Genomic DNA, 19,049 nt, shown 5'->3' with positions numbered 1-19,049 from the left:
TGAGGGAAACGGAAAGGTCGTGACGATGAGCCACGAGACGCCGACCACCGACCGGGCGCTGACCACCGCGCTGACCGAGGCCGCCGCAACGTCCGGTCGCGCCCCCTCGGTGCACAACACCCAGCCGTGGCGCTGGAAGGTGCTCCCCGACGCGCTGGAGCTGCGGATGGTGCGGGAAGCCCGGCTCACCGCCACCGACCCGGAGGGCCGGCTGGTGACCCTGAGCTGCGGCGCGGCGCTGCACCACGCACGCGTGGCGCTGGCCGCCGAAGGCTGGACGGCGCTGGTGGAGCGGCTGCCCGACACGACGCAGCCGGAACTGCTCGCCCGGCTCACCGGGTTCCGGCACACCGGGGCGGATCCGGACGCGATGCGCCTCGTGCAGTGCATGCAGGTCCGGCACACCGACCGCCGGCCGGTGCGCGAGGAGCCACTGCCCGGCCCGGCCCTCGACGAGATCGTGCGGACGGCCCTCGCGGAGGGCGTACGGCTCGAGGTGCTGGACTCCGACCAGGTGATGGAGCTGGCCGCCGCGGCCGGGCAGGCCGCCACGGTGGCGGCGGAGGACCCGGAAACCCGCGAGGAGCTCGAGTACTGGACCAGCCGGGCCGGCACCGGCACCGGGCTACCGCCCGAGGTGCTGCCCGAGCAGGCCCCGCAGACCACCGTGCCGGCCCGGGACTTCGGCCGTCCCGGCACGCTGCCGATCGGCCCCGGGCACGACCGGGCGGCCGTCTACGGGATCCTCTGGAACACCGAGGACGAGCCGGACAACTGGCTGCGCGCCGGTGAGGGGCTCTCCGCCGCCTGGCTGACCGCCACCCGGCTCGGCGCGTCGATGGTGCCGCTCAGCGGCGTGGTGGAGGTGGCGGGCACCCGGCAGACCGTGCGCCGGCTGCTGGCCGGACTCGGCTTCCCGTACCTGGCGCTGCGGCTGGGGCTCGCGGACCCGGCGCACGCGGGGCCGCCGCACACCCCGCGCCTGCCCACCGAGGAGATCGTCGACACCTCCGCGGTACGCGCCGGCGCATAGCGATCTCGTCTCCGGCGATAACATCGCCCGGTGGCCAGCGCACCGAATCCCCGGAACGAGCACGTCACCCCGTCCCTGGGGCTGACCCCGCTGTCCCGGGTCCGGCTCGACGAGCTGCTGCAGGAGATGCTCGACCGGGTCGGCGAGGTGGTGACCAGCCGGGAACGGCTGCGCGCCCTGCTCGATGCGGTGGTCGGCATCGGCACCGACCTCGACCTGCGCAGCACCTTGCAGCGGATCGTGCAGTCGGCGTGCGAGCTGGTCGGCGCGAAGTACGGCGCGCTCGGCGTGATCGGCCCGGACCGGCTGCTGCACGACTTCATCATCCACGGCATCAGCGACGAGCTGCACGCGAAGATCGGCGAGCTGCCGCACGGCCGCGGGGTGCTCGGCCTGCTCATCGACGACCCCCGCCCGGTACGCATGCCGGACATCACCCAGCACCCCCTGTCGTACGGCTTCCCACCGCACCACCCGCCGATGCACAGCTTCCTCGGCGTGCCGGTGCGCATCCGCGACCACGTCTTCGGCAACCTCTACCTCGCCGAGAAGCAGGGCGCGGCCGAGTTCACCGAGGACGACGAGGAGATCGTGGTCGCGCTGGCCGCCGCGGCCGGCGTCGCGATCGAGAACGCCCGCCTCTACGCGCTGGCCCACCGGCGGGAACGCTGGCTGGCCGCGACCGCCGAGATCACCTCGGTGCTGCTGGGCGAGGTCCGGCGCACCGACGCGCTGACCCTGGTGGCCCGGCGGGCCCGGGAGGTCGCCGAGGCGGAACTGGCCCTGGTGCTGCTCTACGACGAGGACGAGGGCCAGTTCACCGTCGAGGTGGTCGACGGCACCGACGGGGCCGCCCGGGACCTCGTCGGCGTGGTGCTACCCGCCGCCGAGACCAGCTTCGCCGGCTCGGTCACCGAACGCCGCCACGAGCTGCTGGCGAGCCTCGCCGAGGCCGCCCCCTGGCCGCGGCCGGTGGTCGCCGGGCCGGCGGTGGTCTCCCCGCTCGCCGCGGCGGACGCCCTGCACGGCGTGCTGGTGATCGCCCACCGGCCGGACCACGGTCCCGTCGGCGAAGACGACGCCGCACTGCTGAACAGCTTCGCCGGGCAGGCCGCACTGGCCATGGAACGGGCCCGGGGCCAGGAGGAACGGGAAATGCTGGTGGTCCTGGAGGACCGCGAACGGATCGCCCGCGACCTGCACGACGTGGTGATCCAGCGGCTGTTCGCCACCGGCCTGCAGTTGCAGAGCACCGCCCCCGTGGCGATGCGGCCCGAGGTGGCCAAGCGGATCAACCAGGCGGTCGACGACCTGGACGCCACCATCCGGGACATCCGCCGCACGATCTTCGAGCTGCGCACACCGATGAGCGCCGCGCTGCGCACCGAGATCCGCGAGGCCATCGAGGTGGCCGCCGAGTCGCTGGGCCACCGCCCGCACCTGGAACTCAGCGGCCCGATCGACAGCGCCGTCCCCGACGAGCTGCGACCCGAGCTCACCGCCGTGCTGCGGGAGGCGCTGTCCAACGCGGTACGCCACGCGCAGGCCGATCGGGTGTCGGTGACGGTACGGGTCGACGCCGGCTGGGTGACCGTCACCGTCACCGACGACGGCGTCGGCTGCGACCCGGAGGCGGCCCGCAGCGGCCTGGTGAACCTGCGCGAGCGGGCCGATCGGCTCGGCGGCGACTTCCAGCTCAGCCGGGTGGTCCCGCACGGCACCGAGGTGCGCTGGAGCGTCCCGCTGCGCGACTGAGCCGCAGGGCAGCTCAACTGCGGCGCGCGGGCCGGGCGGCCGGCGCCGTCAGTGCCGCTGGCCGAGCAGCCGGGTGGCCAGCACCGCCGCCTGGGTACGCCGCTCCAGGCCCAGCTTGGCCAGCACGCTGGAGACGTAGTTCTTCACCGTCTTCTCGGCGAGGAACATCTTGCCGGCGATCTCCCGGTTGGTGAGCCCCTCCGCCACGTACTCCAGGATCCGCCGCTCCTGCTCGGTGAGGGACTTCAGCTCGCGCGGCTGCTCGACACCGCTGCGGATCCGCTCCAACACCCGAGTGGTGATCGCCGGGTCGAGCAGCGACTGCCCGGCCGCCACCCGGCGGACGGCGTCCACCAGGTCGGTACCCCGGATCTGCTTCAGCACGTACCCGGCGGCACCCGCCATGATCGCCGCGAACAGCGCCTCGTCGTCCTCGTACGAGGTGAGGATCAGCCCCTTGATCGAGGAGTCCACGGCCCGGATGTCCCGGCACACGTCGATGCCGTTGCCGTCGGGCAGCCGGGCGTCGAGGATCGCCACGTCGGGGTGGAGCGCCGGGATCCGGCGGGCGGCCTCCTGGGCGGAGCCGGACTCGCCGACCACCTCGATGTCGCCGCTGCTGGTGAGCAGGTCGGCAAGGCCACGACGGACGACCTCGTGGTCGTCGAGCAGGAACACCCGGATCATCCGTCCTTTCTACCCCGCCGGCCCCGGCTCGGCACGGGCCGAAGGTCCCTACCGTGCCGCGTCGCCGCAGGCGGACGGGCCCGCCCAGGTGGGGACCTCCGGCCCTGCTCGCGAAGCTGCTGGTTGCCGCACCGTGGGAGGGAACCAACCGGAAGGTGGGCACGACCTGCCACGGAAGGAGCACCACCATGACCACGGGGTTCACCGTCGAGCAGTTGCGGGCCGCCGCCACCGACGCCATCCGGGCGCCCTCCCTGCACAACACCCAGCCGTGGCGGTTCCGGCTGCGCGACGGCGGGATCGAACTCTCCGTCGACCCGCTGCGCCGGCTGCCCGCCACCGACCCGACCGGCTGGGGCACCCGGATCGCCTGCGGGGCGGCCCTGTTCAACCTGCGGCTGGCGCTCGCCGTGGCGGGCACGCCGGCCACGGTCCGGCTCCGCCCGTACCCCGCCGACCCGGACGTGGTCGCCCGGCTGGTCCCGGACCTGCCGCGCCGCCCGACTCCCGCCGAGCAGAGCCTGTCCGCGGCCATCCACCGCCGGTTCAGCAACCGGGCCCCGTTCTGGCCCGACCCGGTCCCCGCCGACGTCCGCTGGCGGCTCGGTGAGGCCGCCCGGGCCGAGCAGTGCTGGCTGGAGCTGGTGATCGGCACCGGCGCGGTCAACGCGCTCGCCGAGGTCGCCCGCAGCGCCCACCGGGTCCTGGAACGCGATCCGGCGTACGCGGCCGAGCGGGCCGAGTGGATCCGCGCCGAGCCCTCGCCCGACGGCGTACCGGCCGCCGCGGGCGGGCCGCCGAGCGAGCCGCAGGACCTGCTGCCGCAGCGCGGCTTCGGCGGCCGCAACCGGGCACCCGGCCGGGACTTCGAACCGGAGCCGCTGGTCGCCGTGCTCGGCTCGACCGGGAACACCGCCGCCGACCAGGTCATCGCCGGCCAGGCCCTGCAACGGGTGCTGCTCACCGCCACCGATGCCGGGCTCAGCGTGTCGCTGATCTCCCAGCCGATCGAGGTGCCCGGGGCGCGGGAGGCGCTGCGGCTGTCGCTGGGCCGGTTCGGCACCCCGCAGATGGTGATGCGGATCGGCTACGGCCAGCCCGGCACCGCCACCCCGCGCCGCCCGGTCGCGGAAGTGCTCGACCTGCCGGTGGTGACGGCCTGACGTGGCCGCGCCCGGTCCGGGTCCTGGCGTCGCGCCTCGGCAGCGCGGCGGCCAGCAAGTCCGGCGCAGGTCAGGCCGTCGGGGTAAGGCCGGCCAGCAGCTTCGCCTCCCGCTCCGGGTCGAGCCCGACCGCCGACCGGGCCGGCCGCCCGGCGCGGGGCGGCACCTGGCCCACCGCGCGCAGCCAGCGCCAGGTGTCGGCGACCGTCTCGGCCACCGGCCGGCAGACCAGCCCCGCCGCGTACGCCCGCTCCACGCCCCGCTCCTGCAACCATCGGTACGGGTGGCCCGACGGAATCCAGATCGGCAGGTCGTTCCAGGGCTCCACGCCCGCGGCCAGGATCGGCTCCGGGTCCGTCCAGTGCAGGCTGGCGTCCGCGCCGGTCGCCACGACGGCCGCGTCGAGCAGCTCACTCATCGTCGCGTGCCCGGTCCGGCTCACCACGTTGTACGCCCCACCGACGCCCTCGGCACCTCGATCCAGCAGCCAGATCGCAAGGTCCCGCGCGTCGACGTACTGCAGCGGCAGGTCGCGTGGCCCCGGAGCCAGGACCGGCCCGCCCCGGGCGATCCGCTGCAACCACCACGGCAGCCGCCCGATGTCCTCCCCCGGCCCGAGGATCAACCCGGCCCGGGCCAGCAACGCCCGCTCGCCGTACACCTCGACCGCGGCCCGCTCCCCGCCCGCCTTGAGCTGCGGATAGTCGCCGTCGACCGCGTCGGCCGCAGCGTCGACGGTCGGCGCGTCCTCGCCCACGCCGGGCGGCACCGGCTCGGCGTAGACCGACCCGCTGGAGACGTAGACGTAGTGCGGCGCCGAGTCGGCCAGCACCCGGGCCGCGTCCCGCACCGCCCGGGGCGCGCCGTCCCAGGTGTCCACGACCAGGTCCCACTCACCGCCGGCGAGCGCCGCCAACCCGTCCGGCGCCGTCCGGTCCCCCCGCAACCGGCGTACGCCCACCGGCACGTCACCGTGCAGCCCCCGGTTGAACACCGTCACCGACCAGCCCCGGCGTGCCGCCTCGGCCACCACGGCCCCACCCACGAATCCCGTCCCGCCCAACACCAGCAGTCTCATACGCCCCACCCTGCCCCCTGCTCGACCCGTCAGTGAGCAACGTTCACGGTGAGCGGATCTGCCCACGGCAGAAACCCTCCGCCGGCCGGCCGAAGCCGGCGCTCCTGGAGCGGCGGGGCTGGGGCGAGGGTGACCGGCGCAGGCCGCCGTGCGTCGCGGGACGGCGGCTGCTGTGGACGGCGTCGAGGCGGCCTCGAGGACCGGTTGCTTCAGTCGATCGCCGGAGCTCGACGGCGTACGCCACGAGGACGAGCGGCGGTCGAACCGGCGACGACGCGCGTAGTGGGGCGCGCAGACCACAACAAGCGTTCATCAAAGACGGCGGAGGCCGACATTGACCAGGGAACGGGCCAGGGAAACGAAGAGTGTGGCTGCCCGTGTCGGCGGGTGGAGCGCACGTCACCGGTGGTGGGCGATTCTGCTCTGGCTGGCGTTCGTGGTGCTCGCCACCGTCGTCGGCAACGCCGTAGGCACCACCCCGATGAAGAGCTACGAGGGCCAGAACGGCGACTCGCGGCGGGCCCAGCAGATCATCGACGAGGCCGGCTTCCCGGACGTGGCGGGTGAGATGGTGCTGGTCCAGGCCCGCGACGGGCGGATCACCGTGGACAGCCCCGAGTTCCGCCAAGCGGTGCGGGACGTCGCGAGCGCGGTCCAGGCCACCGGCCAGGTGGAGCACCTGCGCACGCCGTACGACCCGGCCGCCCCGACGCCGCAGACCGCCGACGGGACGACAGCGCTGGTGCTGTTCGACATGACCGGCGCCGGCGACACCGCGGACGAGCGGGTCCAGCCGGTCCTCGACGCGGTCGCCGGCGTCCAGGCCCGGCACCCCGACCTGCGGGTGGAGCAGGCGGGCACGGCCAGCATGCAGCGGCTGGCCGGCGTGGCGGTCAACGAGGACTTCCAGCGGGCCGAGGCGCTGTCGCTGCCGATCACCGCGATCATCCTGCTGATCGCCTTCGGCACCCTGCTGCCCATGCTCATCCCGCTCGGGGTGTCGATGACCGCGTTCTTCGCCGCCACCGGCCTGCTCGCCCTGGCCAGCAAGGTGCTGCACGTGGCCGACACGACGACCAACCTGATGCTGCTGATCGGGCTGGCCGTGGGCGTGGACTACTCCCTGTTCTACGTGCGGCGGGAGCGGGAGGAGCGGGCGAAGGGACGGTCGAAGGAGCGCGCGCTGGAGATCGCCGCGGCCACCTCCGGCCGGGCGGTGCTGATCTCCGGCGTCACCGTGATCGTGGCGATGGCCGGCATGTTCCTCACCGACCACGGCGTGTTCATGGGCTTCGCGCAGGGCACGATCCTGGTCGTCCTGACCGCCATGGTGGCCTCGGTGACCGTGCTCCCGGCGACGCTGGCGGTGTTCGGCGACGCCGTCGACGCCCGGGTGATCCACGGGATCGTCCGGGTGGTCACCCGTGGCCGGGTCACCTGGGCGCGGCGGCTGGGCGGCCGGGCCGGCGGCGGCCGGGCGTGGAACGTCATCCTCACCGGCGTGCTGCGCCGTCCGTGGCTGTCCACCGTGCTGACCGTGGGCGTGCTCGTCGCGCTGGCGGTGCCCGCCGTCGGGATGCGGCTCGGCCAGCCCGGCATCGACGACCTGCAGGGCGACTATCCGATCGCGGCCACGTTCAAGGCGATCGACCGGGCCTTCCCGGGCGGCAACGAGCCGGCCACCGTGGCGGTCCAGGCGCCGGACGTGTCCAGCCCCGCGATGCAGGAGGCGATCGGGCGGCTGAAGGATCGGGCGCTGGCCACGGGCGTGGCGCACGAACCGGTGAGCGTGCAGGTGAATCCGGCGAGGACGGTGGCCACGGTCTCGCTGAGCATCGGCTACGGCGAGCAGGGCCGGAAGTCGGTGGCGGCGCTGCGGGAGACGATCGTGCCCGAGACCGTCGGCGCGCAGCCGGACACGCAGGCGTACGTCACCGGCGCCATGGCCGCCACCGTGGACTTCAACCGGCAGATGTCCCGCACCGCTCCGCTGGTCCTCGTGTTCGTGCTGCTGTTGGCGTTCTTCCTGCTGCTGAGCAGCTTCCGGTCAATCATGGTGGCGATCCAGGCGATCGTGCTCAACCTGCTGTCGGTGGCCGTCGCCTACGGTGTGCTGGTGCTCGTGTTCCAGCACGGGCACGGCGCGGACCTGCTCGGCTTCACGCCGGGAGCGATCGTCAACTGGCTGCCGCTGTTCCTCTTCGTCATCCTGTTCGGACTGTCGATGGACTATCAGGTCTTCATCCTCAGCCGGATCCGCGAGGCGTACGACAGCGGGATGTCCACGGAGCGCGCGGTCACCCACGGCATCAAGGCATCGGCGGGCGTGGTCACCAACGCCGCGCTGATCATGGTGGCGGTGTTCGCGGTGTTCGGCACCATGTCGCTGCTCAGCTTCAAACAGATGGGCGTTGGCCTGGCGGTGGCCATCCTGATCGACGCCACCATCGTGCGCGCCGTCCTGCTGCCGGCCACCATGAAGCTGCTCGGCGACCGGGCGTGGTACCTGCCGAGTTGGCTCAACTGGCTGCCCACGCTGTCGCACGGCGAGGTGGCCGAGGAGAAGGAGGAGCACCCGGCTCCCGCCCGCGAGCCGGTCCCGGTGAGCTAGAGGGTGGCAGAGCGGACCCGCGCCCTGGCGTCGCGGCGCGGGTCCGCTGCGGTGCCGGCTGTCGCCGGGTGGGCCGGTGATTTACTTCCCGGCATGAACATTGTCTGCGGTGACGACTCGGCGCGGATGTGGATCGCCGCGGTCCCGCCCGCGGCGCCCGACGAGCTGAACATCGTCCTCGGCCTCGACACCCGTGGCGGCCCCGACGAACGGGTGGCGTGTGACCTGTTCGGTTACGGGCACGAGGGCGAGGAGGGAGTCTTCTACCTGCTGCCCGACGACCTGCGGGCCACGGTCGAGCTGACCGGCTCGCGCCTGGGTGTCCGACTGGTGACCCGACCACAGAGGATGGCCGAGAGCCTCGTCGAACACGGTGTGGAGTTCCGGCGGTCCGCCGCGGACGTCGCCAACGAGACGATCGACGGGAGCCAGGTGACCGTCCTCTACCGCGAGATCGACATCGATGTCGACGCCCTCGCCGCCTACCCGGGGCTGCTCCCCGGGCCGGATCATTGCCCCGCGATGACTGAGGACGGCGAGGTCGTCGGCGGTGGGCTACGCCCGGTCTTGTGCCTGGACCACGCGGGTCCGGCCACCCTGCCGGAGCTGTTGGACAGCTACCGGGCGGGCGAGGGCAGCATCATCGTGCTCGGCGCCGACTGACGCCGGGCCCGCTGACAACCGTTGGTGGGCGATACTGGGTTTGAACCAGTGACCTCTTCCGTGTCAAGGAAGCGCGCTCCCACTGCGCCAATCGCCCGAGCGCTCGCCGAATTTGACACACCGGCGGCGGTCGCCCCACGAGGGGCGGATCGCGAGCGGACGACGGGATTCGAACCCGCGACCCTCACCTTGGCAAGGTGATGCGCTACCAGCTGCGCTACGTCCGCGTTGTCGCCGGCTCGCGTCGGCGACGGGTAGAACTGTACCCGATGACAAGATCGCCGCGCGGCAGGCCCCACCCGCCCGCCCGGCCGTGTCGCCACGCCTGGTGATTGCGCTGGTCGCCGTCGGGGTACTGACTGCACTCGACAGCACAACCCGTCTCCCCGAAGGAGGCTGTCGTGGGAATCGGTACCAGCATCTTCCTGATCGCCGTCGGCGCGATCCTCACCTTCGCGCTGAACGCCCACATCGGCGGGGTCAGCCTGGACGTCGTCGGCTGGATCCTGATGGCGGCCGGCGTACTCGGCCTGATCATGACCACGCTGGTCTGGGGCCGTCGCCGCGAGGTGGTCACCACGGCCGAGCCGGTGGAGTACCGGCGGGTCGACGAGCGCCGGGACATCGCCCCACCGCTGTGACCCGTCGAGGGAATCGACGCAACTGATCGGTCCCGGGACCAGGGATACGCGTACGGGGGTGCCGGCCAGCGCGGCCGGCACCCCTTCCCGGCCCGGTCAGCCGCGCATCAGCTCGTTCAGCGTGCCGTAGTCAAGGGCGTCGGCCAGCGCGCCGTACGTCCCGGTGGCCAACGCCTCGACGGCGGCCCGGCGGGCCACCGCGTACGCGGCCTCGGCGACCGAGGAGCCGAGGCTGACCCGGGCCACCCCCAGCTTCGCCAGCTCCGGCACCGCCGGGGCGCCCGGCCCGGCCAGCACGTTCAGCGGGGCCGGGATCGCCTCGACCAGGGCGGCCACCGTCGCCGGGTCCACCGTGCCCGGCACGAACACCCCGTCGGCGCCGGCGGCCAGGTAGGCCCTGGCCCGCGCCACCGTCTCCGGGACGCCACCGGCGCCCCGCAGGAACGTGTCGACGCGCGCGTTGACGTACAACGGGACCCCGGCCCGGTCCGCGGCGGCCCGGACGGCGGCCAGCCGGGCGCACTGCTCGTCGACCGCGCGCAGCGGCGCCTCCCCCTCGTGCCGGGCGTCCTCGACGTTCACCCCGACCGCGCCCGCCGCGACCACCGCCTCGACGGTCACGGCGACCTCGTCGGCGGTGTCGCCGTACCCGGATTCGATGTCGGCGGTGACCGGCAGCGGCACCGCCGCGACGACCCGCCGGACCAGGTCGACGGCGGCGGCGCGGCCGAGCGCGTCGCCGTCGGGGGCGCCGAGGCTCCAGGCGACGCCGGCGCTGGTGGTGGCGACCGCCCGGGCGCCGGCGGCGGCGACGATCCGGGCGCTGGCGGCGTCCCAGGCGTTGACCAGGACCAGCGGCTCGCCGGGGACGTGCAGGGAACGGAAGCGCAGGGCTTGACTGTGGTGATCGTTCACCCGACCAGTCTGAGTCCGTGCCGCCGGCCGCCGTAATGTTTCAGTCCCAGCTGAAACGAAGGAGGCGGCATGGTCGCGATCGGCCTGTCGGCGGGCGCCGTGGCGCGGGTCCGGTTCGCGCTCTCCTGCCTCTGGGAGACCGTCGCCAGTGTGCGGGTGCTCCGCGATCCCGGCCAGCACGCGATCCACCTGCCCTGGGTAAACCGGGTCCGGCCGCGCCTGGCCGAGGCGCACCTGATCAGCCCGGACCGCGGCCTGCTCTGGCACCTCGTCCCGCCCGCGCCCGGCTACCTGGCCGACTTCCTCACCCCGCCGCCCGCCGGCCTGACCCCCGACCTGGGGCAGGAGTTGGCCGCGCTGCGCGGCACCCCACCGGGGACCGTCCGCGCCCAGCTGGACCTGTACCCCGGCCCCCGGCCAGCGGCGCTGTCCGCGCTCTACGCCGACCCGGAGGACGGGCTGCACCGGCTCGCCGGCGAGATCGAGGCGTACTGGCGGCTGGCCCTGGCCGGCGACTGGCCCCGGATCCGGGCCCTGCTCGAGGCGGAGGTGTTCCGGCGGGCCCGCCGGCTGGCCGAGGACGGCGCGGCCGGGCTCCTCAACGACCTGCACGAGCGGGTCCGCTGGGAGGGCGACGCCCTGCTGATCAGCCAGCGGCACTGCACCGCTCCGGACGTGCCCGACGGCAGCGGGCTGGTCCTGGTGCCGTCGGTCTTCGTCTGGCCGTCCGTGCTCAGCATCGCCGCCGGGGACGTGCCGCAGCTGGCGTACCCGGCCCGGGGCCTCGGCGTGCTGTGGGCCTGCCCGCCGGCGGCGCCGGACGCGCTGGGCGCCGTGCTCGGGCGGGGGCGGGCCCGGCTGCTCGCGGCGCTGGACGCGCCTCGGTCGACCACCGAGCTGGCCCGGCACACGGGCCTCTCCCCGGCTGGCGTGTCGCAGCACCTCACCGCGCTGCGCGCGGCCGGCCTGGTGGTGACGCACCGGCAGGGCCGATCCCTGCTGAGCAGCCGGACGGCGGTGGCGGAGGCGCTGCTGACCGCGGCGGCCTGAGCGGTGGCCGACGGGCCGGAGAAACAGGAAGGCTCGTCACCGGTGTCCGGTGACGAGCCGTCTGCTATCGAAGTGGGCGATACTGGGTTTGAACCAGTGACCTCTTCCGTGTCAAGGAAGCGCGCTCCCACTGCGCCAATCGCCCTCGTCTACTGCCGAGGTGGAGACGGGATTTGAACCCGTGTACACGGCTTTGCAGGCCGTTGCCTCGCCTCTCGGCCACTCCACCGAGGTTGCCCCCGATAATGCGTGGCGGCAGCTCCGAGCGGACGACGGGATTCGAACCCGCGACCCTCACCTTGGCAAGGTGATGCGCTACCAGCTGCGCTACGTCCGCGTGCCCCCGGTGTTTCCCGGCGACGGATGAGAACTTTAGCCGAGCCGGGGAACGGTTGCCAAATCGGGTCCGTTTTCCGGGCGCGTCCGGGTGACGACCCACCCCGCCCGCGAAGGCTTCCTAGGAGGCAGGTGCCTGCGTCGGGGCCGAGCGGAAGGATCGCCCCGGCGACACGCCGGCCGGGACTGTCCGGCTTCCGACTGTTGGTCGCACGACCGGCCGCGTCGGTAACTCCCCGTGGTCATATCGATGGGCTACGGTAGCGATCGTGACGAGACGCGCCGCCGAGATCCGCCTGGATGCCCTGCTCCGCACGGCCTGTGACGTGATCGCGGAACGTGGAATCGCCAACACCCGCACGGCCGACGTGGCGGAGGCCGCCGGCGTCAGCCAGGCGCTGGTCTTCTACCACTTCGCCACCAAGGACCGGCTGCTCGCGCAGGCGTTCGCGTACGCCGTCGAGCAGGACCTGGCCCGGCTCGACGCGGTGCTCCGCTCCTCCGCCCCGCCGCTGACCAAGCTGCGCCGGATGCTGCGCCTCTACGCCCCGACCGGCCGGTCGACCTCCTGGTCCATCTGGATCGACGGCTGGGCGGAATCGCTGCGCACCCCCGAGTTGGAGAAGCTCTCCCGCCGGCTCGACCTGCGGTGGCGGCAGGACCTCGCCGCGGTGATCTCCGACGGGGTCGCCGACGGCACCTTCGACTGCCCCGACCCGGCGGGCGCGGCGTGGCGGATCAGCGCCGTGATGGACGGCCTCGCCGTGCAGCTGTCGGTGCACGAGCGCGTGATCACCCGGCGGCAGATCGCCGAGTGGGTCCGGCTGGTGGCCGCCCGTGAGCTGGGCCTGGAGCCGGCCCAGCTCGACTGACCTCGACCGTCCGGTCCGCGATCAGGCGGTAGACGGGCGGGTTCGCACGGATCGCCAATCGCGGGGGCAGCTCTCACGGACCATGGTGAACCGGTCACGCCGCGCCGCGATCCGCCCGGGAGCGCCGGCGGGCGGCGCCGAGGCGTACGACAGAATCAGCCGGTGTCCGACCTGTCCGCGGCCTTCGTCCGGCTGCACGCCCGGCTCGCCCCGGTCGCCTTCGTCCCCGAGGTGCGGCTGCACCAGGCCGACGAGCCCATCGGGCTCTGGGAGCTGACCGAGGGCGAGTTCCACAGCGCGCAACCCCCACCGTTCTGGGCCTTCGCCTGGGCCGGCGGGCAGGCGCTCGCCCGGCACGTCACCGACCACCCCGACCTGGTCGCCGGGCGGCGGGTGCTCGATCTCGCCACGGGATCCGGCCTGGTCGCCATCGCCGCCGCCCGCGCCGGCGCGGCATCCGTGCGGGCCGTCGAGGTGGACGAGCGGGCGGTCGCGGCCGTCGCGCTCAATGCCGAGGCCAACGGGGTACGCGTCGACGCCGAACTCGGCGACATCCTCGACGACGATGCCGGCGGCGCCGAGGTGGTGCTCGCCGGGGACGTCTTCTACAGCGAGGCGATGGCGCGGCGGATGCTGCGCTTCCTGCTCCGGGCCGCCCGGTCCGGGGCCCGGGTGCTGGTCGGCGACCCCGGCCGGGCGTTCCTGCCCCGCGGGCGCTTCCACCAGCTGGCCACCTACGACGTGCCGGTGCCGGAGGCGCTGGAGAGCGTACGGGTGAAGCACACCACGGTGTGGGAGCTGAACCCGGCTCCGCCGGGAGCCGCCCACTAGCGTGACACCCGTGCTGTTCCGGGGCTGGGAGTCCGTCGAGGTCCGGCGGCCCGACGTGGCCACGGTGGTCGACCACGTCGGCGTGCCGCATCTGGTGGTGACCCGGCACGCCCTGGTCCGGCAGCTGCTCACCGATCCGGCGAAGTTCCGGCCGGACAACGCCCTCGACGCGGTGACCCCGATGCCGGTGGCCGCCCTGCGGGTCCTCGCCGGCCACCGGTTCCGGCTGCCCCCGACCCTGGCCAACAACTCTGGGGCCAGCCACCCGGAGATCCGCGGCATCGTCGCCGACGCGCTGCACCCCACCCGGGTGGCCGCGCAGCAGCCCTGGCTGACCGACCTGGTCCGGCGGCGGGTGGCCCGGCTCGCCACCGCCCTCGACGCGGGCGAGCCGGTCGACCTGTACGCCGAACTCGCCGCCGACCTGCCGCTGCTGGTGCTGGCCCGCCTGGTGGAGCTGCCGGACGCCCCGGTCGGCGCGGTCAAGGAATTCGCCCGGGCCGCCCTGGAGCTGTTCTGGGCCCCGCTGGCCGAGGACCGGCAGCTCGCCCTCGCCGCCGAGGTCGGCCGGTTCCACACCGTGCTGCGCGCGTTCGCCGCGACCGGCGGCGGGCTGGCCGCCCGGCTGCGCGACGCCGGGCACTCCCCCGACGTGGTCGTCGGCGCGCTCTTCTTCCTGCTGGTCGCCGGCCAGGAGACCACCTCGCAGTTCCTCACCCTGCTGCTGCACCGGCTGACCGGCGAACCGTCGGTCCGCGCTGGGCTGCGCGCCGGCGAGATCCCGGTCGCCGACGTGGTCGAGGAGGGGCTCCGCCTGGAGCCGCCGATTGTCACCTGGCGACGGGTGGCGGCGGTGGACACCACGCTGGGCGGCACCCCCGTCCCGGCGGGCACCAGCATCGTGGCCTGGCTGGCCCGGGCCGGCCGGGACCCGGAGGTGGTCGCCGCGCCGGGCGAGTTTCGGCCGGGGCAGCGCGGCTCCCGGCGGCACCTCGCCTTCGGGGCCGGGGCGCACCGCTGCGTGGGGGCGCAGCTGGCCCGGATGGAGGCGGCGGTGGTGGTCGCCGAGGCGGCGCCGCTGCTCGACGGGGTGACCGTGGTCCGCCCGCCGTGGTGCCCGGACAACCTCACCTTCCGGATGCCGGACGCGTTCGTGGTGCGCCGGGCCTGAGCCGCCCGAGGGTGCGGGCCCGGGCCTGAGCCGCCCGAGGGTGCGGGCCCGGGCCTGACGAAAGTCAGGGTGGGTCGGCGCCGATCGGCAGCGGTGCCGCCACCCGCCCGTTGCCTAGCGTCGGAGCATGATCACACTACGTGGGTTGACGAAACGGTTCGGGACGGCGACCGTGGTCGACGGCCTGACCGTCGACATCGGACCGGGGCAGGTGACCGGCTTCCTCGGCCCCAACGGCGCGGGCAAGTCCACCACCATGCGGATGGTGCTCGGGCTGGACCGGCCGACCGCCGGAGCGGCCCTGGTCAACGGCCGGCCGTACCGGGAACTGCGGCACCCGCTGCACGAGGTGGGCGCGCTGCTGGACGCCACCGGCATCCACCCGACCCGCTCCGGCCGGTCCCACCTGCGGGCGATGGCCCGCAGCAACGGCATCCCGGCCCGCCGGGTGGCCGAGGTGCTCGACCTGGTCGGGCTGGACGGGCGCGCCGCCGACAAGCCGGGACGGGCACTGTCGCTGGGCATGGGCCAACGGCTCGGGATCGCCGGCGCGCTGCTCGGCGACCCGCCCGTGCTGCTGCTCGACGAGCCGGTCAACGGCCTCGATCCGGACGGGGTGCGCTGGATCCGCCGGCTCACCCGGACCCTCGCCGACGACGGACGGACCGTCCTGCTCTCCAGCCACCTGATGAGCGAGATGCAGCAGACCGCCGACCGGGTCATCGTGCTCGGCAAGGGTCGACTCGTCGCCGACGCGCCGCTGGCCGAGCTGATCGCCGCCGGCCCGGCCCCGTCGGTCCGGGTACGCGGCCCCGAACCGGCCGGCCTGGCGGCGCTGGGCGCCCGGCTGACCGCCGAGCGGGCGACCGTGACCGCGTACGACACGGACGGCCTGACCGTCACCGGCGCCTCCGCCGACCGGGTCGGTGACCTGGCGTACGAGCTGGGGGTGCGGCTGCACGAGCTGACCCCGGTGGCCGCCTCGCTGGAGGAGGCGTTCCTGGAACTCACCGCCGACAGCGTCGAGTACGCCGCCGGCCCGGCCGGAAACGAGGCCCGATGACCACCCTGCCCACCGCCCCGCCGACCGCCCGGCCAGCGTCCCGGACCGCCCCGACGACCAGTCCGTTCGCCGGTGCCGTCGCCGCCGAGTGGACCAAGCTGTGGTCGGTCCGGTCCACCTGGTGGACGCTGCTGGCGGCGGCGCTGACCATGGCGGCCACCGCTGCCCAGCTGGCCATCTACGCCGTCAACGCCAACACCGACGACGACCCGACGGTCAACCCGGGCATCCTGCCGGTCGGCGACATCGTGACCGGCTCGCTGGAACTCACCCAGTACGTCGTCCTCGCCCTCGGGCTGTTCGCCGTCACCAGCGAGTACGCCACCGGCACCATCCGCACGACGCTGCGCTGCACCCCGTCCCGCGGCCGGGTGCTGCTGGCCAAGGCGGTCGTGGTCGGCGTCGTGACGTTCCTGGTCGGGCTGCTGCTCGGCGGCGTCGGCGCGGCGGTCGCCCGGCCGGTGCTGGGCGAGTGGGGTCGCGCCCCGCTCGGCGGAACCCTCGGCGACGTGGCCGCCTCGGCCGCGTACCTCGCGCTGATCGGCGTGCTGGCGCTCGGGCTGGCGGCGGCGCTGCGCGGCGCGGTGCTCACCCTGACCGTGCTCTTCGCCCTGCTGATGATCGTGCCGCTGTCGCTGCAGGAACCGGGGATCACCGTGCTCACCCGGATCGCCGACGGTTTCCCGGGCGTCGCCGGCAGCCACTTCCTGGCCGGGGACACCGAGCCGTACCCGGCGGCGGTGGGGCTGCTGCTGCTCGCCGGCTGGGCGGCGGCCGCGCTGCTGCTCGGCCGGTACGCGCTGGGCCGCCGGGACGCGTGAGCGAGGGCGGGGCTGGTCAACCGGCCGGCGGCACCAGCCCCGCCTCGTACGCGAGGATCGCCGCCTGCACCCGGTTGCGTACGTCCAGCCTGGTGAAGATGCTGGTCAGGTAGCTCTTCACGGTGCCCTCGACGAGGTGCAGCCGGCGGCCGATCTCGGCGTTGGACAGGCCCGCCCCGACCAGGGCCAGCACCTCCCGCTCCCGGTCGGTCAGCCCGGCGAGGCGGTCCCGGGCCTGCGGCCCACGGGCCATCCGCCCGCCGCTCAACTCGATCACCCGGCGCGCCACCCGGGGCGACAGGTACGCCCCACCGTCGGCCACCGCCCGGATCGCGGCGAGCAACTCCCGGGGATCACCCGACTTGAGCAGGAACCCGCTCGCCCCCTGACCGAGCGCCCGGGCGATCAGGTCGTCCTCACCGAAGGTGGTCAGCATGAGCGTGGCGGTCTCCGGCACCAGCCGGCGGATCTCCGCCGCCGCGCTGATCCCGTCCCACCTGGGCATCCGGATGTCCAGCAGCGCCACCCGGGGCCGGCGGGCGCGGACCAGCTCCACGGCCGTGTGGCCGTCGCCGGCCTCGCCGACCACCTCGATCGCCGGGTCGGCGGCCAGGATGGCGCGCACCCCGGCGCGGACCATCGCCTCGTCGTCGGCGAGCACCACCCGCAGGGGGTGCCCGTGGTCGTCGATCACTGCGCGATCCGCTCCTTGCTGACCAGCCGGCCGTCGGAGAAGCAGAGCCGCCAGGTCGGCTCCGCGAAGGGGAAGTTGCCGTCGGTGTAGTACTCACATGCACCGGGGGCGTCGTCCGCCGTCGGCGGGGCCGCCTGCCGGCGGGGCAACCCGAGGCCGTCCCTTGGGTCGCCGACCCGCAGCCGCTCGTACCCGGCCCGATCGAGCACGGCACCCGCCGTGGCGAGCGGGTAGTAGACCAGGGCGAGCACGAGCCCGAGAACGGCCGGCGCGCCGAACGCCATCAGCAGGCTGCGCCGCACCCGGCGGCGGGCGTCCCGCAGCCGCCGTGCCTCCTCCCCGGATTGCTCGCCCGACGCTCGGCCGGGGCCGCTCGCGTCCGGCCCGCCGTCGGTCCGGCGCGCCACAGCGCCTGCTCCGGGCGCCGCACCGTCGGGCAGCGCGGCCGGGAGGGGCCGGGTGTCCGCGTCGGCGGTCAGCGGCAGCCGTGCGGACACCTGGAAGCCGCCGTCCCGGGGGCCCGCGTCGAGCGTCCCGCCGGCGAGGCGGACCCGCTCGCGCAGGGCGAGCAGACCGCTGCCGTCGGACGCCGGCGCTGGCAGCGGCCCGGCCGGCGGTGTCGCGTTCACCACGCCGACCACCACCTCGTCGCCGGTCCGCTCGACGGTGACGGCCACCGCGGCGCCGGGCGCGTACCGGGCGGCGTTGGTCAGCGCCTCGCGCACCACCCGATGGACGGTGTGCGCGGCCAGCGGAGGCAGCGCGCCGATCTCCCCGGCGGCCCGCAGCGCGACCGTCATCCCGGCGTCGCGGGCCCCGTCCACCAGCTCCGCCACGGTCTCGCCGGCCGGGCGCAGCGAGCCCGGCCGATCCTCCCGGAGCACGCCGATGATCTCGCGCAGCCGCTCGGTGGCCGCGGCCACGCTGACCCGCAGCTCCCCGGCCGCGGCCCGGTGCGCGGGAGCCAGGTCGGGTGCCACCTCCAGCCCCGCGGCGCGCAACGCGATCAGGCTCAGGTCGTGGCCCAGCGAGTCGTGCATCTCCTGGGCGATCCGGGCCCGTTCCCGCAGCCGGATCCGGTCGACCGCGCTGCGCCGCTCGCGCTCCTCCGCCTCGGCATGCCGCCGCTCCGCCTGCGCCAGCGCCCGCTGCTGCCGCCGGTGCCGCCCGAGCAGCCAGGGGAACACCCCGGCGAAGAGCAGCACCGAGGCCAGCAGGAACCAGGTCTCCGGCTCGGTGCCGAGCAGCCCGAGGTTGAGCGCGCTCCCGCCGACCGCGATGGCGCCGAAGACCGCTGCCGGTCGCCCGGTGCCGGTGCTGCGCCGCCCCGCGAGAAAGCTGAACACCGGGATGGCGAAGACGAAGTTGCCGTCGAGCAGCGAGCCGAACACCACCGCCACCAACGCCGCCAGGGGCAGCCGCCGGCCGAGCGTCACCGCGAGGGCGAGCAGCGCCAGCGACCCGACCAGCAGCGGCACCGCGTACCGGGGATAGGGCGGGGTGGCCCCGGCGTACGCCACCGGCGCCGACACCGCGGCCCACAGCAGCAGGTCGCCGACCCACCGCCGGCCGGTCGGCCCGCGGTCGGGGTCCGGGCGTCCCGCCCACCACCAGCGCAGTTCCACGGCGGCCACGGTACCGACGGCCGGCCGGGCCGGGCACCGA

The 19,049-nt window shown here is 74.6% G+C and carries 17 protein-coding genes and 5 tRNA genes; 12 read left to right on the top strand and 10 right to left on the bottom strand.

What is annotated here, in order from left to right:
* Positions 1 to 25 precede the first annotated feature (25 nt).
* Together ACGF4F_RS34090 and ACGF4F_RS34085 are read left to right on the top strand one after the other, a co-directional pair.
* Positions 26 to 1,033, top strand: coding sequence for an Acg family FMN-binding oxidoreductase (locus tag ACGF4F_RS34090; protein WP_393084179.1), 1,008 nt, complete (start codon positions 26 to 28; stop codon positions 1,031 to 1,033).
* An 81-nt stretch (positions 1,034 to 1,114) separates the two neighbouring features.
* Complete coding sequence (locus ACGF4F_RS34085) at positions 1,115 to 2,788, top strand: GAF domain-containing protein (RefSeq protein WP_393084256.1); 1,674 nt, start codon at positions 1,115 to 1,117, stop codon at positions 2,786 to 2,788.
* Between the two features lie 48 nt (positions 2,789 to 2,836).
* On the opposite strand, the gene ACGF4F_RS34080 is transcribed toward ACGF4F_RS34085, so the two are convergent.
* Positions 2,837 to 3,475 (bottom strand): response regulator, encoded by a 639-nt coding sequence (locus ACGF4F_RS34080; protein ID WP_387420642.1) that lies wholly within the window; start codon positions 3,473 to 3,475, stop codon positions 2,837 to 2,839.
* A gap of 188 nt (positions 3,476 to 3,663) precedes the next feature.
* On the opposite strand from ACGF4F_RS34080, the gene ACGF4F_RS34075 reads away from it, so the two are divergent.
* Positions 3,664 to 4,638 (top strand): Acg family FMN-binding oxidoreductase, encoded by a 975-nt coding sequence (locus ACGF4F_RS34075; RefSeq protein WP_393084176.1) that lies wholly within the window; start codon positions 3,664 to 3,666, stop codon positions 4,636 to 4,638.
* Positions 4,639 to 4,708: 70 nt separating this feature from the next.
* Here ACGF4F_RS34075 and ACGF4F_RS34070 read toward each other — a convergent pair whose 3' ends face one another.
* Entirely contained in the window at positions 4,709 to 5,716 is a 1,008-nt protein-coding gene (locus ACGF4F_RS34070) for an NAD-dependent epimerase/dehydratase family protein (protein WP_393084173.1), read from the bottom strand.
* A gap of 367 nt (positions 5,717 to 6,083) precedes the next feature.
* On the opposite strand from ACGF4F_RS34070, the gene ACGF4F_RS34065 reads away from it, so the two are divergent.
* Positions 6,084 to 8,327: an MMPL family transporter gene (locus ACGF4F_RS34065; RefSeq protein WP_393084170.1), complete on the top strand. Its 2,244-nt coding sequence runs from the start codon at positions 6,084 to 6,086 to the stop codon at positions 8,325 to 8,327.
* A 93-nt stretch (positions 8,328 to 8,420) separates the two neighbouring features.
* The gene (locus tag ACGF4F_RS34060) at positions 8,421 to 8,990 is read left to right on the top strand and encodes a hypothetical protein (protein WP_393084167.1); all 570 of its coding nucleotides are present in this window, start codon (positions 8,421 to 8,423) and stop codon (positions 8,988 to 8,990) included.
* A gap of 22 nt (positions 8,991 to 9,012) precedes the next feature.
* Here the strand turns inward: ACGF4F_RS34060 and ACGF4F_RS34055 are convergent.
* Positions 9,013 to 9,087, bottom strand: a tRNA-Val gene (locus ACGF4F_RS34055).
* A gap of 57 nt (positions 9,088 to 9,144) precedes the next feature.
* Positions 9,145 to 9,217, bottom strand: a tRNA-Gly gene (locus tag ACGF4F_RS34050).
* Between the two features lie 174 nt (positions 9,218 to 9,391).
* Between ACGF4F_RS34050 and ACGF4F_RS34045 the strand changes: the two genes are divergently transcribed.
* A complete protein-coding gene (locus ACGF4F_RS34045; RefSeq protein WP_073836378.1) occupies positions 9,392 to 9,631 on the top strand; it encodes a DUF6458 family protein in 240 nt (79 codons plus the stop codon).
* 96 nt (positions 9,632 to 9,727) lie between these two features.
* Here ACGF4F_RS34045 and ACGF4F_RS34040 read toward each other — a convergent pair whose 3' ends face one another.
* Positions 9,728 to 10,546 (bottom strand): isocitrate lyase/phosphoenolpyruvate mutase family protein, encoded by an 819-nt coding sequence (locus tag ACGF4F_RS34040; protein WP_393084164.1) that lies wholly within the window; start codon positions 10,544 to 10,546, stop codon positions 9,728 to 9,730.
* Positions 10,547 to 10,615: 69 nt separating this feature from the next.
* Between ACGF4F_RS34040 and ACGF4F_RS34035 the strand changes: the two genes are divergently transcribed.
* Complete coding sequence (locus ACGF4F_RS34035) at positions 10,616 to 11,596, top strand: helix-turn-helix domain-containing protein (protein ID WP_393084161.1); 981 nt, start codon at positions 10,616 to 10,618, stop codon at positions 11,594 to 11,596.
* A gap of 73 nt (positions 11,597 to 11,669) precedes the next feature.
* Here the strand turns inward: ACGF4F_RS34035 and ACGF4F_RS34030 are convergent.
* The 3 genes from ACGF4F_RS34030 to ACGF4F_RS34020 form a co-directional block, all read right to left on the bottom strand.
* Positions 11,670 to 11,741: transfer RNA gene (locus ACGF4F_RS34030), tRNA-Val, on the bottom strand.
* Positions 11,742 to 11,754: 13 nt separating this feature from the next.
* Positions 11,755 to 11,825 (bottom strand) — tRNA-Cys (locus tag ACGF4F_RS34025).
* Between the two features lie 35 nt (positions 11,826 to 11,860).
* A tRNA-Gly gene (locus ACGF4F_RS34020) sits at positions 11,861 to 11,933 on the bottom strand.
* A gap of 268 nt (positions 11,934 to 12,201) precedes the next feature.
* On the opposite strand from ACGF4F_RS34020, the gene ACGF4F_RS34015 reads away from it, so the two are divergent.
* The 5 genes from ACGF4F_RS34015 to ACGF4F_RS33995 all read left to right on the top strand — a co-directional run bounded on the left by ACGF4F_RS34015 (position 12,202) and on the right by ACGF4F_RS33995 (position 16,690).
* Positions 12,202 to 12,804, top strand: a complete 603-nt coding sequence (locus ACGF4F_RS34015; RefSeq protein WP_073836381.1) for a TetR/AcrR family transcriptional regulator — start codon at positions 12,202 to 12,204, stop codon at positions 12,802 to 12,804.
* A 162-nt stretch (positions 12,805 to 12,966) separates the two neighbouring features.
* Positions 12,967 to 13,635 carry a 50S ribosomal protein L11 methyltransferase gene (locus tag ACGF4F_RS34010; RefSeq protein WP_357433211.1) on the top strand — a complete coding sequence of 223 codons (669 nt, stop codon included), beginning with the start codon at positions 12,967 to 12,969 and terminating at the stop codon, positions 13,633 to 13,635.
* A 1-nt stretch (position 13,636) separates the two neighbouring features.
* Entirely contained in the window at positions 13,637 to 14,806 is a 1,170-nt protein-coding gene (locus ACGF4F_RS34005) for a cytochrome P450 (RefSeq protein ID WP_393084157.1), read from the top strand.
* 127 nt (positions 14,807 to 14,933) lie between these two features.
* Positions 14,934 to 15,869 (top strand): ABC transporter ATP-binding protein, encoded by a 936-nt coding sequence (locus ACGF4F_RS34000; RefSeq protein ID WP_393084154.1) that lies wholly within the window; start codon positions 14,934 to 14,936, stop codon positions 15,867 to 15,869.
* Positions 15,866 to 16,690, top strand: coding sequence for an ABC transporter permease (locus ACGF4F_RS33995; protein ID WP_393084151.1), 825 nt, complete (start codon positions 15,866 to 15,868; stop codon positions 16,688 to 16,690). Before ACGF4F_RS34000 ends, ACGF4F_RS33995 begins: the two co-directional genes overlap by 4 nt.
* 16 nt (positions 16,691 to 16,706) lie before the next feature.
* Here the strand turns inward: ACGF4F_RS33995 and ACGF4F_RS33990 are convergent, their stop codons facing one another.
* Positions 16,707 to 17,384 carry a response regulator gene (locus ACGF4F_RS33990; RefSeq protein ID WP_393084148.1) on the bottom strand — a complete coding sequence of 226 codons (678 nt, stop codon included), beginning with the start codon at positions 17,382 to 17,384 and terminating at the stop codon, positions 16,707 to 16,709.
* On the bottom strand, positions 17,381 to 19,009 hold the full coding sequence (locus tag ACGF4F_RS33985) for a sensor histidine kinase (protein ID WP_393084145.1): 1,629 nt from the start codon (positions 19,007 to 19,009) through the stop codon (positions 17,381 to 17,383). The genes ACGF4F_RS33990 and ACGF4F_RS33985 overlap by 4 nt, the downstream gene beginning before the upstream one ends.
* Positions 19,010 to 19,049: the final 40 nt, after the last annotated feature.

Origin of the sequence: Micromonospora sp. NPDC047740, from assembly GCF_043204735.1 — a bacterium.
In the GTDB taxonomy this organism is placed as follows: domain Bacteria; phylum Actinomycetota; class Actinomycetes; order Mycobacteriales; family Micromonosporaceae; genus Micromonospora.
The sequence above is the reverse complement of the archived record's forward strand: the minus strand, read 5'-3'. Positions and strand labels throughout refer to the sequence as shown.

Coding starts and splice junctions, on each gene's coding strand:
- ACGF4F_RS34090 (WP_393084179.1), top strand. CDS start 26: ATGAGCCACGAGACGCCGACCACCGACCGGGCGCTGACCACCGCGCTG.
- ACGF4F_RS34080 (WP_387420642.1), bottom strand. CDS start 3,475: ATGATCCGGGTGTTCCTGCTCGACGACCACGAGGTCGTCCGTCGTGGC.
- ACGF4F_RS34075 (WP_393084176.1), top strand. CDS start 3,664: ATGACCACGGGGTTCACCGTCGAGCAGTTGCGGGCCGCCGCCACCGAC.
- ACGF4F_RS34070 (WP_393084173.1), bottom strand. CDS start 5,716: ATGAGACTGCTGGTGTTGGGCGGGACGGGATTCGTGGGTGGGGCCGTG.
- ACGF4F_RS34060 (WP_393084167.1), top strand. CDS start 8,421: ATGAACATTGTCTGCGGTGACGACTCGGCGCGGATGTGGATCGCCGCG.
- ACGF4F_RS34035 (WP_393084161.1), top strand. CDS start 10,616: ATGGTCGCGATCGGCCTGTCGGCGGGCGCCGTGGCGCGGGTCCGGTTC.
- ACGF4F_RS34000 (WP_393084154.1), top strand. CDS start 14,934: ATGATCACACTACGTGGGTTGACGAAACGGTTCGGGACGGCGACCGTG.
- ACGF4F_RS33995 (WP_393084151.1), top strand. CDS start 15,866: ATGACCACCCTGCCCACCGCCCCGCCGACCGCCCGGCCAGCGTCCCGG.